16 protein-coding genes are annotated in these 15,336 nt (G+C 70.7%); 13 read left to right on the top strand and 3 right to left on the bottom strand.

Annotated elements, in window-relative coordinates:
• The first annotated feature begins 129 nt into the window (after positions 1–129).
• The 4 genes from AMK26_RS28435 (at position 130) to AMK26_RS28420 (ending at position 6,088) form a co-directional block, all read left to right on the top strand.
• Positions 130–882 (top strand): TIGR03089 family protein, encoded by a 753-nt coding sequence (locus AMK26_RS28435; RefSeq protein WP_073757748.1) that lies wholly within the window; start codon positions 130–132, stop codon positions 880–882.
• 104 nt (positions 883–986) lie between these two features.
• Positions 987–2,354, top strand: a complete 1,368-nt coding sequence (locus AMK26_RS28430) for an LCP family protein (protein ID WP_073757746.1) — start codon at positions 987–989, stop codon at positions 2,352–2,354.
• A 235-nt stretch (positions 2,355–2,589) separates the two neighbouring features.
• Positions 2,590–4,338, top strand: a complete 1,749-nt coding sequence (locus AMK26_RS28425) for an LCP family protein (protein WP_073757744.1) — start codon at positions 2,590–2,592, stop codon at positions 4,336–4,338.
• Between the two features lie 88 nt (positions 4,339–4,426).
• The gene (locus AMK26_RS28420) at positions 4,427–6,088 is read left to right on the top strand and encodes an LCP family protein (protein ID WP_079277852.1); all 1,662 of its coding nucleotides are present in this window, start codon (positions 4,427–4,429) and stop codon (positions 6,086–6,088) included.
• A gap of 9 nt (positions 6,089–6,097) precedes the next feature.
• Here AMK26_RS28420 and AMK26_RS28415 read toward each other — a convergent pair whose 3' ends face one another.
• Positions 6,098–7,141, bottom strand: a complete 1,044-nt coding sequence (locus AMK26_RS28415; RefSeq protein ID WP_073757742.1) for a glycosyltransferase family 2 protein — start codon at positions 7,139–7,141, stop codon at positions 6,098–6,100.
• A 72-nt stretch (positions 7,142–7,213) separates the two neighbouring features.
• Here AMK26_RS28415 and AMK26_RS28410 point away from each other — a divergent pair, with 72 nt between their 5' ends.
• Complete coding sequence (locus AMK26_RS28410; RefSeq protein WP_079277851.1) at positions 7,214–8,755, top strand: LCP family protein; 1,542 nt, start codon at positions 7,214–7,216, stop codon at positions 8,753–8,755.
• Positions 8,756–9,052: 297 nt separating this feature from the next.
• On the opposite strand, the gene AMK26_RS28405 is transcribed toward AMK26_RS28410, so the two are convergent.
• The gene (locus tag AMK26_RS28405) at positions 9,053–9,589 is read right to left on the bottom strand and encodes an acyl-CoA thioesterase (protein WP_073757738.1); all 537 of its coding nucleotides are present in this window, start codon (positions 9,587–9,589) and stop codon (positions 9,053–9,055) included.
• Between the two features lie 119 nt (positions 9,590–9,708).
• On the opposite strand from AMK26_RS28405, the gene AMK26_RS28400 reads away from it, so the two are divergent.
• The 6 genes from AMK26_RS28400 (at position 9,709) to AMK26_RS28375 (ending at position 14,141) form a co-directional block, all read left to right on the top strand.
• Positions 9,709–10,932 (top strand): LCP family protein, encoded by a 1,224-nt coding sequence (locus AMK26_RS28400; RefSeq protein WP_107421057.1) that lies wholly within the window; start codon positions 9,709–9,711, stop codon positions 10,930–10,932.
• Between the two features lie 107 nt (positions 10,933–11,039).
• Positions 11,040–11,699 (top strand): hypothetical protein, encoded by a 660-nt coding sequence (locus AMK26_RS28395; RefSeq protein ID WP_073757736.1) that lies wholly within the window; start codon positions 11,040–11,042, stop codon positions 11,697–11,699.
• Positions 11,700–11,807: 108 nt separating this feature from the next.
• Entirely contained in the window at positions 11,808–12,053 is a 246-nt protein-coding gene (locus AMK26_RS36450) for a hypothetical protein (RefSeq protein ID WP_073757734.1), read from the top strand.
• 73 nt (positions 12,054–12,126) lie between these two features.
• Positions 12,127–12,312 carry a hypothetical protein gene (locus tag AMK26_RS36815; protein ID WP_073757732.1) on the top strand — a complete coding sequence of 62 codons (186 nt, stop codon included), beginning with the start codon at positions 12,127–12,129 and terminating at the stop codon, positions 12,310–12,312.
• A 291-nt stretch (positions 12,313–12,603) separates the two neighbouring features.
• Complete coding sequence (locus tag AMK26_RS28380) at positions 12,604–13,491, top strand: DNA-binding protein (RefSeq protein WP_073757730.1); 888 nt, start codon at positions 12,604–12,606, stop codon at positions 13,489–13,491.
• A 53-nt stretch (positions 13,492–13,544) separates the two neighbouring features.
• Positions 13,545–14,141: a Uma2 family endonuclease gene (locus AMK26_RS28375; RefSeq protein WP_073757728.1), complete on the top strand. Its 597-nt coding sequence runs from the start codon at positions 13,545–13,547 to the stop codon at positions 14,139–14,141.
• A gap of 108 nt (positions 14,142–14,249) precedes the next feature.
• Here AMK26_RS28375 and AMK26_RS28370 read toward each other — a convergent pair whose 3' ends face one another.
• Positions 14,250–14,555: a GntR family transcriptional regulator gene (locus AMK26_RS28370; protein WP_079277850.1), complete on the bottom strand. Its 306-nt coding sequence runs from the start codon at positions 14,553–14,555 to the stop codon at positions 14,250–14,252.
• Between the two features lie 152 nt (positions 14,556–14,707).
• Between AMK26_RS28370 and AMK26_RS28365 the strand changes: the two genes are divergently transcribed.
• Positions 14,708–14,944 carry a hypothetical protein gene (locus AMK26_RS28365; protein WP_073757726.1) on the top strand — a complete coding sequence of 79 codons (237 nt, stop codon included), beginning with the start codon at positions 14,708–14,710 and terminating at the stop codon, positions 14,942–14,944.
• Positions 14,941–15,135: a hypothetical protein gene (locus AMK26_RS28360; protein ID WP_073757724.1), complete on the top strand. Its 195-nt coding sequence runs from the start codon at positions 14,941–14,943 to the stop codon at positions 15,133–15,135. Before AMK26_RS28365 ends, AMK26_RS28360 begins: the two co-directional genes overlap by 4 nt.
• The last annotated feature ends 201 nt before the right edge of the window (positions 15,136–15,336 follow it).

Here is a 15,336-nt window from a genome sequence, read left to right as displayed (position 1 = left end):
CCTGTGCAGGCCCGGCGCCGTTCGCCCGCCGGGGAGCCACCCGGAAACTGACGGGCCATCGGTCCGACCGGTGGACGCCGTCACCGGTACGGCCGACCCCGCCCGCCCCGCGCGCGTACCCTGGCGCGCGTGAATGCCAGCGACCGTACCCCCGCCGACCTGCTGCGATCCGCGCTCGCCGCCGATCCGGCCCGCCCCTTGGTCACCTACTACGACGACGCCACCGGTGAACGCGTCGAATTGTCGGTGGCCACCTTCTCCAATTGGGTGGCCAAGACGGCCAACCTCCTCCAGGACGGCCTGTCCGCCGAGCCCGGCGAGCGGGTCGCGCTGCTGCTGCCGGCGCACTGGCAGACCGCCGTCTGGCTGGTCGCGTGCTCCTCGGTGGGCGTCGTCGCCGATGTCGGCGGGGATCCCGCCGCCGCGGACCACGTGGTCGCCGGGGTGGACCGGCTCGACGAGGGCCTCGCCTGCCGGGGCGAGCGCCTCGCGCTGTCCCTGGCGCCGCTGGGGCGCCGCTTCCCCGTCCCGCCGGCCGGGTACGACGACTACGCGGTGGAGGTCCCGACGCAGGGTGACGTGTTCGCGCCGTACGTCCCGGTGGACCCGGACGCCCCGGCGCTCGCCGTGGGCGGTACGGAGCTGACCGGCGCCGAACTCGTGGACCGGGCACGCGCGGACGCGGGGCGGCTGGGCCTGGCGAGCGGGGCGCGGCTGCTGTCGGCGCTGCCGTACGACACCTGGGAGGGCCTGTCGGCGGGGCTGTACGCGCCACTCGCGGCCGGCGCGTCGGTCGTGCTGTGCCGGAACCTGGACCAGCTGTCGCCGGAGGACCTGCAGAAGCGGGTCGAGAGCGAGCGCGTCACCAGCACTCTGGTGTGAAGTGCACCCGTCCGGCGCACGGCGGGCCGAGTCCCCCGGGTTCCGGCGCCGTCCGCGATGGATGATCGGACTCACACCCCTCGTGTGAAGGACGGACGGACGACGTGACGGACAGCGCTGGTACGCCCCCGGAGCCGGACCCCCCGACAGGGGCGTCCGGTCCGGGCACCCCAGCCGGTTCCGGCAAGGGCCACCCGCCCAGAGGCGGCAAGAGCGGCAAGGGCGCCAAGAAGCGCCGGCAGCGTACGGCGCCGCCCTCCGGCGGCAGGGCGAAGAACGGGACGCGCCCGGCGAAGCAGCCCCCCGCCGCCGAGCCGACCGAGCCGCCCGCCGCCCCCCACCGCACCGGCTTCCGGCCGCGCGGGCTGCGGGTCGTCGCCTTCGTGGGCGCGGTCGCCGTGCTCGTGGCGGCCGGCGCCGGATGGTGGCTGTACAAGAAGCTCGACGCCAACATCACCACCGACAGCTCCGCCGCCGCCGAGCTGGAGCGGTACGAGAGGGAGCGCCCGAGCGCGCTGGTGCGCGGGGCGCGCAACATCCTGCTGATCGGCTCGGACACCCGCGCCGGGAGCGGCAACGCCGAGTACGGCCGCGACAAGGGCACCCAGCGCTCCGACACGACCATCCTGCTGCACCTGGCCGCCCACGGGCGCGGCGCGACGGCGGTGTCCGTGCCGCGCGACCTGATGGTGCACATCCCGAGCTGCCGCAAGCGGGACGGCAGCCGCACCACCGCGCAGTTCGCCCAGTTCAACTGGGCGTTCGAGCGCGGCGGTACGGCGTGCACGGTCCGTACGCTGGAGAAGCTGACGGGCATCCGCATCGACCACCACGTGGTGATCGACTTCCGGGGCTTCAAGGACATGGTGGACGCGGTGGGCGGCGTACGGGTCTGTGTGACCGAGCCCATCGACGACCCCGACGCGCGGGTGAACCTGAAGGCCGGCGCCCGGACCCTCGACGGGGAGCAGGCCCTCGGTTACGTACGGGCGCGCAAGTCGCTCGGCAACGGCAGTGACACCGAACGCATGGAACGCCAGCAGCAGTTCCTCGGCGCGCTCGTCAACAAGGTGCAGAGCAATGGGGTGCTGCTCAATCCGACGCGCCTCTACCCGGTGCTCGACGCGGCCACCAAGTCCGTCACGACCGACCCGGGTCTGGACTCGCTGAAGGACCTGTACGACCTGTCGCGCGCCATGCGCGGCGTACCAACCGAAAAGGTGCAGTTCTTGACCGTTCCGCGACGCCCCTACCGCAACAACCCGAACCGGGACGAACTCGTACAGCCCCGTGCGAACAGCCTTTTCAAGCGGCTGCGTGACGACGAACCCGTCGTGGTCGTGCCCGGGGACGGGCAGCAGGAGTCGGGCAGCGAGGAACCCTCGGAATCGAGCAGACACAAGAGGGATGCGAGCCCTTCCGCGACGCCGACTTTCGCGGGCACGAATGCCGCTGTCGGCACCTGCAGGTAATCGCGGCGAGTAAAGCGATACCCAAAGAGGGCGCCACACTGCAGGCGTATTGGGCGGATTGCCCCCTTGTAAGGGGCGTGGAATTTGTCACGGGCGTCGCCCCGCGCTGAACTGGGCGGATAGTGTGACGCGATCCGGTGCTCCCGGCCGTGAGGTCGCAGCACTCGAGATCGTGGAACCGAGCGCCTGACGGGGGAGGCGCCTCGCGTGGCACCGACGGAGGACTCAAGCAACCGTGGACGCGCACAGCCGTGGACGGGCGGACGACATCGACCCCGCCGACCAGTGGGTACTCAACCCGCAGACCGGTAACTACGAACTGCGACTGGATCATTCCGCTGGGCAGTCGGCCCCGTCGGCGCAGTCCTCCCGCACCACCCGCCGCCGCGACTCCACCGCTTCCAGAACCGCCTCCCCGGCGGGCTCGTCCGGGCGCAGAACCGCCGGCGTCCCCGGCCAGCGCAGGCGCCGCGCCCCCGGCGCACCGGACGCACCGGGCGGCGGCGGTACGCCCCCGGCGGCCGGCCGCCGCAAGCGCAAGCCGCAGAAGTCCCGTAAGAAGAAGGCCCTGATGTGGACGAGCGGGGTGACGGCCGGCATGGTCGTCGCCCTCGCCATCACGGCGTTCGCCTACTACGAGCACCTCAACTCCAACATCAGCACGGTCGACATCGCGGGCGCCGGCAGCGGCGGCTTCAAGAAGGACCAGGCGATCAACATCCTGGTCATCGGTACGGACAAGCGGACCGGCGACGGCAACGAGGGCTACGGCGACAAGAACAGCGCGGGGCACGCCGACACGACGATCCTCTTCCACGTCTCCAAGGACCGGACGAACGCCACCGCGATGTCCATTCCACGGGACCTGAAGACCGACATCCCGGACTGCGAGACGAAAACGCCCGAGGGTACGAAGGTGATCCCGGGCCAGCAGGACGTCCGGTTCAACACCAGCCTCGGCCAGGCCGGGCGCGACCCGGGCTGCACCATGCGTACGGTCAAGCAGCTCACCGGGTTGACCATCGACCACTTCATGATGGCCGACTTCAACGCGGTGAAGACGCTGACGACGGCGATCGGCGGCGTCGAGGTGTGCGTGGCCAAGGATGTCGACGACGAGGATTCGAAGCTGAAGCTCTCCAAGGGCAAGCACATCATCATGGGCGAGGACGCCCTCGCGTTCGTCCGCACGCGGCACGCGTTCGGCAACGAGAGCGACCTGGACCGGATCAAGACGCAGCAGCAGTTCCTGAGCTCGATGATCCGCAAGATGAAGTCGAGCGAGACGCTCACCAGCCCGTCCAAGATGGTCGACCTCGCGGAGGCGGCCACCAAGGCACTGACCGTCGACACGGGGATAGGAAGCATCAACAAGCTCCAGGACCTCGGCGCGGAGCTGGCCAAGGTGGACCCCAAGAACATCACCTTCACCACCCTTCCCGTCATCGACAACCCCGCCGAGGCGGTCAAGGCAACGGTCGTCGTCGACGAGGCGAAGGCGCAGCCGCTGTTCTCGATGCTCCAGAACGACATCTCGCTCACCGAGGTGAAGAAGAAGGAGAAGGACGCCAAGAACGCCCAGGCGGCGCTGCTCAAGGGCGCGCGCGCGGAGGCCTCCGAGGTACGCGTGGACGTGTACAACGGCAGCGGCAGGACGGGTGGCGCGCAGGCGACCATCACCTGGCTCCAGAACGACCAGGGCGTCTTCAGGTCCACGAACAAGAGCAACGCCCCGCAGGAGATCGCCAGGACGACGCTGGAGTTCGCGCCGAACCAGGCCGACCAGGCCCGCAAGCTCGCGGACCTGATGGGCCTGCCCGCCACGGCGCTGAAGCAGGGGACGGAGGACGCCGGGGAGATGGAGCCGATGAAGCTCACCCTCGGCGGGGACTTCAAGGGCGCGGGGGTGCCCATCACCGGTCCGGCGAAGGCGCCGGAGGGTGTGCAGAAAGTAGCGGCAGACAAGCAGGTATGCGCGGAATGACGCGTACCTGAATGACAGGGGGACCTGGGTGGGACACAGCAGCGTGCGTGGGGAGGGGACGCGGGAAGGCGTTCCGCACGCCCGTGAAATGGGCTGGGACGACGGTCTGTACGCGGACGCGCCGTCCGGCGACACGGAGGACCCGGCGAAACCGGCGGAAGCGGCGGAAGCGGTGGGGGGTTCCGACGGTGGCGTCAGCCGTCGTCGCGGTGGCGGCGGTGGCGGTGGCCGTCGCCGCGCCGGGAAGGGCGCCGGAAAGGGCTCCCGGAACGGCAAGAAGGGCAAGCGGCGGGTGCTCCGGTGGAGCGCCTCCGTGCTGTCGCTGCTGATACTGGGGACGGCCGGCGCCGGTTACCTCTACTACGAGCACCTCAACGACAAGATAAAGAAGGACGACCTCACGCTCGGCAAGAACAAGATGCCCGAGCACAAGGCCAACGCCGCGGGCCAGACGCCGCTGAACATCCTCCTGATCGGCTCGGACGCCCGGAACTCCAAGGCGAACCAGGACCTGGGCGGCGCCAGGGAGACCTTCGACGGCCCGCCGCTCGCCGACGTACAGATGCTGGTGCACCTGTCCGCCGACCGCAGCAACATCTCCGTGGTCAGCATGCCGCGCGACACCATGCTGAAGATCCCGGAGTGCAGGGACCCCGACACCGGCAAGGTGTACCGGGAAAGCCTGTTCGCCCAGACCAACGAGTCGCTGAACCGTGGCGGTCCCGGCTGCACCGTGGCCACCTGGGTCGAACTCACCGGTATCCCCATCGACCACTTCATGATGATCGACTTCGCCGGCGTGGTCTCGATGGCCGACGCGGTCGGCGGCGTACCCGTCTGCGTCGACAAGAACATCGAGTCCCGCACCACCACGGGAGAGGGCTCCGGCCTGAAGCTGCCCAAGGGCACCCACCCCATCAAGGGCGAGCAGGCGCTGCAGTGGCTGCGGACGCGTTACGGCTGGGTCGGCGGCACCGACCTGGAGCGTGCCAAGGCACAGCACATGTACATGAACTCGATGGTGCGCGAGCTGCGCAAGAACGCGAAGCTCACCGACCCCAACAAGCTGCGCAAGCTGGCCGAGGCGGCCACCGAGGCGCTCACCGTGGACAAGGGCCTCGACACCATCGGCAAGCTGTACGACCTGGGCGAGCAGCTCAAGAGCGTCCCGACCGCGCGCATCACGATGACGACGATGCCCAACTTCTACACCCCGCGGAGGTCCGGCAAGGTCGAGCCCACGCCCGGGGAGGCCGAGGAGCTGTTCCGGATGATCCGCGAGGACATCCCGCTCGACGGCAAGGCGTCCAGGCGCGCGGCCCCCACCGCGACCAAGGACAAGGCGGCCCCGCCCGCCGAGACCGAGGTGACCGTGCAGAACGGCACCTACACCGACCAGTTGGGCTCCGCCCAGGGACGGGCGACCACGGTCGCCGGCCTGCTGGCCCGGAAGGGCTACACCCAGGCCGAGGCCGGCACGCTCACCCCGCGCCAGGCCAAGACGGTCGTCCAGTTCCCGAGCGCGGACCTGGAGGGCGACGCCCAGGCGGTCGCCAAGGCCCTGGGGATCCCGGTCGGTTCGGTGAAGAAGTCGGACCAGGTCCAGGGCATCACGCTCGTCGTGGGCGCCGACTGGCGCGAGGGCGACACCTACCCGAAGCCCAAGGCCACCGGCAAGGCGCCCGGGTCCAACACGAGCAGGGCCGACCAGTCGGGCTGCATGGAAGTGGACCCGAACTTCACCTGGTGAGCGCTGCGGCTACGCCGCCGTCCGGACGACCGCCGGGCGGCGGCTGGCGATGACCTTGCGGGCCAGCGAGCGGGGGCTCGTGAGGAACCCGTACCCCCACGACATGTGCATCGTCGCCAGCGCCACCGGGATCCGCAGGCGCGCCTTCAGGGGCAGGCCCTTGCCGGCCGGGACGGAGCCGGCGGTGATCGCCGCCAGGTAGCCGGCCGGGATCACGAAGCCGAGCGGGGTGAGCGTCGCGCCCACCACGATGCCCGCCGCGATGGCGCAGACGGCGGCCGGCGGGGCGAGGTAGCGGAGGTTGATGGAACCCTGGTGGTAGCGGGCGACGACGTGGCGCCAGCGGCCGTAGTCCTTGTACTGCTTCGCCAGCGCGCGGACGCTCGGCCGGGGGCGGTACTGGACCCTCAGCTCCGGCGAGAACCAGATCAGGCCGCCCGCCTCACGGATGCGGAAGTTCAGCTCCCAGTCCTGGGCGCGGATGAACTCCTCGTTGTAACCGCCCTGCTGTTCGAGCGCCTCACGCCGGAACACGCCCAGATAGACGGTCTCGGCCGGGCCCGCCTCGCCACCGGTGTGGAACGCCGCGTTGCCGACACCGATCTTCGAGGTCATCGCGGCGGCGACGGCGTGCTCCCAGTCGTTCTCGCCCTCGGCGTGCATGATGCCGCCGACGTTCTGCGCGCCGGTCTCCTCCAGGAGGCGGACTGCGGTCGCGATGTAGTTCGGCGAGAGCATGCCGTGCCCGTCGACCCGTACCACGATCGGGTGACGCGACGCCTTGATCGCGGCGTTCAGGGCCGCGGGCGTACGCCCGGTGGGGTTCGGCACGGTGTGGACGCGGGCACGCTTGTTGGACGCAGTCTCCCGTACGAGCTCGGCGGCGATCTCGTCCGTACGGTCCGTGGACGGGCCGAGCGCGATCACCACCTCCATCTCGCCGTCGTACTCCTGCTCGAGGATGTGACGGACCGAGGCGCGCAGATGCCGCTCCTCATTGAGGACCGGCATGATCACGGAGACGGGCGGCAGGGGCGGAGGCGTGGCGTTCATCGCCTGTCACGTTACCGCGAACGGGGGACAGCGGTGCGCGCCGCCCGGGTGGCGCCGTCGGTAGCTGATCGTATGGGCCTACTGTGCCGACTATTCCCCCAGCCGCCCGCGGAGGTGTCCTTCGTGCCCACGCCGCCCCGCCGCCCCGTCCCTCCCCGGCCGCCTGCCCCCGGCCGGCCGAGACGGGCCCCGGCACCGGCACGGGCCCCGGCGCCGGGCGTGCGGCGGGTGAGACCGCGGTGGGGCATGCGGATGGCGACCACCCTGTCGGTGCTGGTCCTGGCGGCGGGCGGGATCGGACACGCGGTCGTGACCAGCCTGGACACGGAGATCGGCCGGGTCGACCCCTTCAAGGACATGAAGAACCGCCCCGCGCCCGGTCACGGCACGAACATCCTGGTCGTCGGCACCGACGGCCGCGACAAGATCACGCCACGGGAGAAGGAGAAGTACCGGCTCGGCGGCGCGCCCTGCCGCTGCACCGACACGATCATGCTCGTGCACATCTCCGCCGACCGTAAACGGGCCAGCATGGTGTCGCTGCCGCGCGACTCGTACGCCGTGATCCCGCCCCACACCGACGCCACCACCGGCAAGCACCACCACACGCACCCGGTGAAGCTGAACGCCGCGTACGCGGAGGGCGGGCCGAGCCTCACCGTGCGGACCGTCGAGCACATGACCGGGATCAAGATCGACCACTACCTGGAGCTGGACTTCACCAGCTTCATGCGGACCGTCGACGCCATCGGGGGCGTGGAGATCTGCACCGCCAAGCCGATGAAGGACGCGTACACCGGCCTCGACCTGCCGGCCGGCACGCACAAGCTGGACGGTGGGGGCGCCCTCCAGTACGTGCGCTCCCGCCATGTCGACGGGGCGTCCGACCTGGGCCGCATGCAGCGGCAGCAACGGTTCATGGCGGCGCTGATCGACCAGGCGACCAGCAACGGCACCATGCTGAACCCGGTGAAGTTCCAGCAGGTCATCACCTCGATGCTGAGCTCCGTACGGGCCGACCAGGGCTTCGGGGCGGAGCAGATGCTGGCCCTCTCGAAGGCCATGCGCGGCTTCACGGCCGCGTCGTCGGAGTTCACCTCCGTACCGGTCAGCGACACCAGCTTCCCCGTCAAGGGCATCGGCTCGACGGTGAAGTGGGACCCGGTGAAGGCGAAGAAGCTGTTCGCGGCGGTACGGGACGACAAGCCGCTCGCCCCGTACGCCCCGCGCAGCTCGGTCCGCAAGAAGCTCGTGGAGGTCTCGCCGCAGCAGATCCGGGTGCAGGTCTACAACGGCACGCGGGTGCACGGCCTGGGCGCCCGGATCGACGCGGCCCTGCGGGCGACCGGCTTCCGGACGAGCGCGACGGCCCTGAACTGGGCGCGGCGTGACGTGGCCCGCACCATCGTGTGGTTCGACCCCCGCTGGGACCGCTCGGCCCGCTCCCTCGCCACGGCGCTCCCCGGCTGCGAGCTGCGGCCGGTGGAGGGCCAGGGTGCGACGTTCAAGGTCACGGCCGGGGCGAATTTCGTCGGGGTCCTGCCGGTGCGGGCGGAGGACGCGTTCCAGGGCGAGTTCGGCGTGGTCACGGGCGACCAGGTGGTCTGCGCGTGACGCCTGCCGGCGGGTGGGCGGTTTCGGCGCGCGTCGCCCCGCGGGTGGGCGCCCCGAGCGCGGTTCGGCGCCCCGGGCGCGGGTGCACCGCCCGGCGGGGTCGGGCGGTGGGTGGGGGGCGTGGCCCCTCCGGGCTCGTCTCTCCCCCAGAGGGGGCACCCCCACGAGGCCGGAGGCCTTGGGTACGTCGGATGGGGACCCCTCCCGTCGCCTCCCCCAAGCTCTGCGGGGACGACCCTGCACGGCCCCACCCCGGCCGTCCGCCGACTGCGGACCATGGACGTGTGGGGCGGGACGTCAGTCCTGCATGCCCTCCGCGGCGCGCCTCTCGCGGAGTTCCTTGATCGCGCGGCGGCGGGCCAGGCGGTGGGTGCGGCGGATCTGCGCCTCCTGGTAGCGGCGCTTGTCGCGTTCGGTCTCCGGGATCACCGGCGGGACGGTGCGGGGCTTGCCGTCCGCGTCGACGGCGGCGAAGACCAGGTAGGCCGAGCCGACCTGGGTCGCGGGCGTGGACTCGTTCCAGCGTTCGGCCAGGACGCGGACGCCGACCTCCATGGAGGACCGGCCGGTCCAGTTGACCTGTGCCTTGACATGGACCAGGTCGCCGACGCGCACGGGCTCCAGGAACACCATCTCGTCCATGGACGCCGTCACGGCGGGCCCACCGGAGTGACGGCCGGCGACGGCTCCCGCCGCGTCGTCCACCAACTTCATGATCACACCGCCGTGCACCGTACCGAGGAGGTTGGTGTCACTGCCGGTCATGATGTGGCTGAGGGTGGTGCGGGACGCTGAGGTCGGCTTTCCCCGCAGCTCGGAGGCCTGATCTGTCATGCCCTCCACCCTATGCCCGAGTCCGTCCCGCCCCTCATTGCATCAGGTTCGCTACAGCCCCGGCCCGATTTCCCACCCGCCCTGTCGGGCCCCCGGGAGCGGCCTGCACACTGGTCCGCATGAACGACTGGCCCGATGGATGGACCGACGACCGCAACGCGCGTTACGGCCGTGGCAGCGCCGACGCCCAGCCCGAGGGCGCCCGGGTGATGCGCCATGTGCAGCGCCCCGCCGCGCCGCCGCAGCGCCCGCCGGTCCCGCAGCAGCAGTCGCGCGGGTACGACAGCGGCTACAACACCGGCCAGGTCTACGGCACCCCGCCGGGCGGCGGCGGACGCGGCGGCGGGAACCCGCACGCGCCCGCGCCCGACTGGCGCCGCCGCATCAAGATCGGGTCGATCGTCGTGCTGGTGGCCGTGCTCGGCACGACGATCGGTACGTACTTCTGGGCCGACGGCAAGATGCGCCGCGAGGTGGACCTCGCCAAGGTCATCGACCGCCCCAAGGAGGGCGACTGCACGACGTACCTGATCGTCGGCTCCGACAGCCGTGAGGGCATGACGGCCGAGGAGAAGAGGAAGCTGCACACCGGCTCCGCCGAGGGCAAGCGCACCGACTCGATGATGATCCTGGCGGCGTGCGGCAGCGGGAACACCATGGTCTCGCTGCCCCGCGACTCGGACGTGGAGATCCCGTCGTTCGTCGGCTCCGAGTCCGGCAAGTCCTTCCCGGCCCACGGCCGCCGGGTGAAGCTCAACGCCGCGTACGCGGAGGACGGGCCCGAGCTGCTGGTGCGGACCGTGGAGCACAACACCGGGCTGCGCATCGACCACTACGCCGAGATCGGCTTCGCCGGCTTCGCGAACATCGTCGACGCCCTCGGCGGTGTCGAGATGAACATCGAGAAGGGCTTCAAGGACAAGAAGTCGGGCGCCGACTTCCAGGCCGGCAAGCAGACCCTCAACGGCGAGCAGGCCCTGGCGTTCGTACGGACCCGGTACGCCTTCGCCGAGTCGGACCTGGCCCGTACGAAGAACCAGCAGAAGTTCCTGTCCGCGCTGGCGAGCCAGGCGGCGACGCCCGGCACGATCCTCAACCCGTTCGCGCTCTACCCGACGATGGGCGCGGGCCTGGACACGCTGATCGTCGACAAGGACATGTCGCTGTTCGACCTGGGCGAGATGTTCTTCGCGATGAAGGGCATCAGCGGCGGCGACGGTACGTCGATGAACATGCCGGTCAACGGCACCCGCGGCGGCAACCTCGTGTGGGACAAGGCCAAGGTGCAGCAGCTGGTGCGGCAGATCCAGAACGACGAGAAGGTCACCGTCACGGAGAAGTGACCGCGCCGGGCCCCGGCCCGGTTGCCGGGATCCGGCAAAGGCACGGCCGGGACCATGCCGGTCGGGGTCGGCGCGGACCGGCCGGCCGTCGTGGCTCACTGTGCGCCATGCGGAAGGCGACCAGGGAGAAGCGGCGGGAGCGCAGGCGCGCGGAGCGGCAGGCGCACGCCGAGCGGCTGGAGAGGCTGGCGCGGCGGGCGGCGACCATGTCACCCGTCGCGGGGCCCACCGTGTGGCGGGCCGGCTGGACGGGCTGGATCCTCGCGCTGCTGTCCTGCGCCCACATCGTCGGGTACGGCCTGCTCGGCTCGCCCGCCGAGCCGGGCTTCCTCGGCGGGCTGAAGTGGCTGGTCTTCCAGGCCGGAGCGCCTCTCATCTGGGCCTACTTCGCCTGCGCCCTCGCCAACTGGAGCGCCGTCGTCGACCAGCACGGTGTACACGTGCGGGTCGGCTGGGCGATCCGGTCGGTCCTCTGGGAGCGGATCAAGCGCGTCCACGCGGGAAGCCTGGGGCAACTGTCGATCGTCAGCTCCGGGAAGCACACGGACGAGTACGTCTCGACCCCACCGTCCGCGCTGCCGTGGGTCCATCGCCTGGCGTGGCTGCCGGACAGAGCGGCTGAGCGGGCCGATCTGGTGACCCTCCTGCTCCACCACCCGCGTCTGCGACCGCCGGAGGACACGGTACGGGTGCGGATGGCCCACCCCTGGATGACCTGGCTCGCGGGCGCCTGCTGGGCCTTCTCGGTGTTCGCTGCCTGGACGTGACGGGTGGACGGCTCCGCGCCCGGCGGTGGACGACGGACAAATATGTACATAGGAGCCAGGCAATACCCATGTGGAGGCGCCGACGGCGCCGGAGAAGGTGAGGTATTGATGAAGCACTCCGCGGGCCCGCCCCCGCCCGGTCGCCGCCGCCCGAGCGGGTGGCGCCGACTGAAACCCCGGAGTTCGCAGGCGTTCGTCCTCGGTGTCTGCATGGCCGTCGGCGGGCTCGCCGGCGGGGTGCGCGCTGCGGTGGACGGAGAGGGGGTGTGGAAGGCCCTCGGCATCTTCGGCGTGGGGGTTCTCGGGGTTGTTCTCGCCGTGTCGTGGATCGTGACGTACGCGCGGGAACGCTGAGGAGCCGGTGATCGCCGCCGGGACCTGAGCCGTCGGCGGCTCCGCACGGCCGGCGGTCGGCTCCCGGACGCGTATGTCACGAAGTCCGCCCAATCGCGACCGGCTGCCGCCCGGTCCCGGCGCCGCTGCCCCCACCCCCTCCGACTCCGAGCCGGGGCGCGCGCTGCTGATCGTCGCGGCGCGCGCCGACCGTTGGGGCGTCGTACACGGGCCCGTGCCCCGTATGACCGTCTGGGCCGAGGCCGACCTCGTACCGTGACTGGTGGCACCGGGTCGCGGATCCCCGCGACCCGGTGAACCGCGACGCGGTGGCGCACGATGCAAAAAGCTCTAAGAACGTTTGAAAGAAACGGGAAAACCACCCACCCGACCCCACTCGACCCCCACCCGCCCCTGTCACTCCCACGGGTGACATTCCCGAATTGGGCTGGATATGGGGCGGGTTGGCGGGCATATGCTCGCGGCGACAACCACAGACATGCGTCGGCCCCCGGCCGGGACTGCAATCCCGATCGAGGGCCTGACCATCAAGGAAGTTCGGAGCTTCCCGATGGATACTCAGCAGGTTAGCGCGCCCTCGCGTGCCTCGTCCCGTGTTCCCGGACGCGTCACCGCTTTCGGTGTGATCCACGTGAACTCGATCCACACCAGCCGCTTCACGATCGTCGGCAACCACCTCGCCCAGCACGGCCAGCTGTCCCTGACCGCGATCGGCCTCGCCGTGCACATCCAGTCGCTGCCCAACGGGGCGAAGATCGGCATCAAGGTGCTGGCCGACCGGTTCCCGGAGAGCGAGGCCCGCATCGCCGCCGCGCTGCGCGAGCTGGAGAAGCACAGCTACCTGGAGCGCACGCTGGTCCGCCTCCCCGGCGGCAAGCTCGTCACCAGGACGGTCTCGTACAACCACCCGGCCGCCGCCGCAGCCCCGGAACCGGCTGTTGTGCCGCCGCCTGCACCGGCTCCTGAACCGCCCGTTGCCCCGGCGCCGCCTCCCGCGCCGGAACCCGAACCCGTCCCCGTACCGCAGCAGGCACCCCCGCGCCCGCCGCTCCCCAAGCCGCAGGCCCCGGACCTGGAGCGCCACCGCATGGCCACCGATCTCCTCGCCGGCCTGCGCCGCGACGAGCCGAGGCTGCTCCTGAGCGAGAAGGACGTCCGCCGCCTGGCCCCTGCCGTGGCCGCCTGGCTGGAACGCGATGCCCATCCCGACGCCGTACGCCACGCCCTCACAGCCGACCTGCCCGACCGGCTGAAACACCCCGCCGGCTTCCTCGCCCACCGGCTCACCGCGCTCCTGCCACCACCCCTCCCCCCGGCACCGCTCCCCGGAAGCCCCCGCGCCCCGCTCCAGAACTGCGAAGACTGCGACCGTGCCTTCCGCGCCGCGGACCCCGGCCGCTGCCGCGACTGCCGGTCCGATCTCCTGGAGGCCGCCTAGCATGAACGGGACGACCCTTGCCCCCCGGGCAGAGACGACGAGGAGCGCACGCCATGAGCATCGCCCCGGACGACGCGCAGCAGGGCACCTCCCACCTGTACCGGGCCATGCGGGATTTCGTTCAGTCCATGGATGACACGCTTCCCGGCAAATTCGAGATCACCAAGGAAGGAATCGTTCACGACATGATGTCGCCGGGAGGACCACACGAGGTGACGGCTGCGCACATCAGCCGCCGTCTGGAGCGTGTCATGCCTGATGAACTACTGGCCCACACCGGCACGCCCGACGTCGAGGACGAGCCCGAGGGCATCATGCGCCATCCCGACGTGATGGTGATTCCGTGGGCCGACCTGGATGTCGAAGGCTCCATCAATCCGCGTTCGCTCATCGCCGCCATCGAAGTGGTCTCCCGCTCCAACCCGGACAACGACTGGGTCGGCAAGACACGCGACTACCCGCTGCTCGGCATCCCCATCTACGTGATCTTCGATCCCCGCACCGGTTCGGGCGCGGTGCTGTCCGACATCCACTCCACCCCGACCGGCCCCCGATACGCCACGCGCAAGGATTTCCTGTACGGCGAGGACGTCACCATCGGCGAGTGGACGATCCCGACCACCGGCCTCCCTCGGTACGGCGACGCCTGACCACCGCGTCCGGCGCGGCGGGACGTTGGCGTGGCCGCGGCACCCGCCGGCCTGAGCCCGCGCCAAGAGGCGCTACGCCGTCATAACCGATGGCGCGCGGTCCGTACGTCAGTCTGCGGCCTGGTCGCCGTCGGGTGCGGCGGACGGCTCGCGCTCGATGACGAACGACCCTTTGCCCACGACCGTCCGCACGTATCCGAGCTCGGCCAGCAGCACCAAGGTCTTGCGGGCGGTGCCCCGAGCGATCCCGAACTGCTGCATCAACCTGTCGACGCCGGGAACGGCGCGGCCGAGCGGGTACACACCATGCTCGATCCGGGAGATCAGAACAGCCGCGAGCTGCAGGTACAGCGGGTCGGCCGCTTCTGGATCCAGTTCGTCATCCGGGCCATAGCCCTTGGGGATCTCCACCATGGAACGACCGTACGTAGGCAGGGAAAGCGACGCTCATTCGTGTCATGCCATGGCAGGGCATGACCAGGTTCGGGTATGGTCGCCACGAAAGACCCCCGCGACGGGTGGAGCCGTCCGGGGGCGTGGCCACCAGCTTCGAAGGAGCTGACGACATGAGCATTATCCACGCGTTCGTACGCCTGGTGCTGGGCACGTTCGCGCCCGGTTCGGGTAGGCGCCGGGCGGGTTGCCGGCCTGCCCCGACGGTCCCGGCCAGGGTGGTACGGCTCCCCGCGCACCGTTCCCCGTACGGGCAGGCGCACGTTCTCGATGGCGAGGACTCGGTCCTCGTACGCCCGTACCTGTTGGACCTGGACACCCACCCGCACGGAGTGGGCGCTGCCTCGTGACTGACCCGAGCCCCGCCCGGCGGCTGCCTGTCCGCATGTGCGTGCACTGTGAACGGATCACGGACTCGCCCGTGGTCGTCTCCGAGGTCCACCAGAGCTCCGGGCCCGGGTTCAACGTCTACGCCTGCCCCGAGTGCGCGCCGCACTTTCCGCCCGTCCCCGATGTGCTCGATCTCCTCGGAGGTGCGTGATGGCCGCCCCGGCGAGTAGCCGCACGAGACGGCCCCCGGCGTTGCTCCTGCGCCGGGGGCCGCCTGGCGGAAACCTGCTACGGCAGGTTCCTTGCCATCACGATCCGCTGGACCTGGTTCGTGCCTTCGTAGATCTGCGTGCTTTACAGGTCATACGGCGCTGACCTGTACGAACACCCCTCCTACAGGGGCCCTCCCCAG

The sequence above is a fragment of the Streptomyces sp. CB03234 genome (assembly GCF_001905885.1).
Taxonomy (GTDB): Bacteria; Actinomycetota; Actinomycetes; order Streptomycetales; family Streptomycetaceae; genus Streptomyces.
The sequence above is the reverse complement of the archived record's forward strand: the minus strand, read 5'-3'. Positions and strand labels throughout refer to the sequence as shown.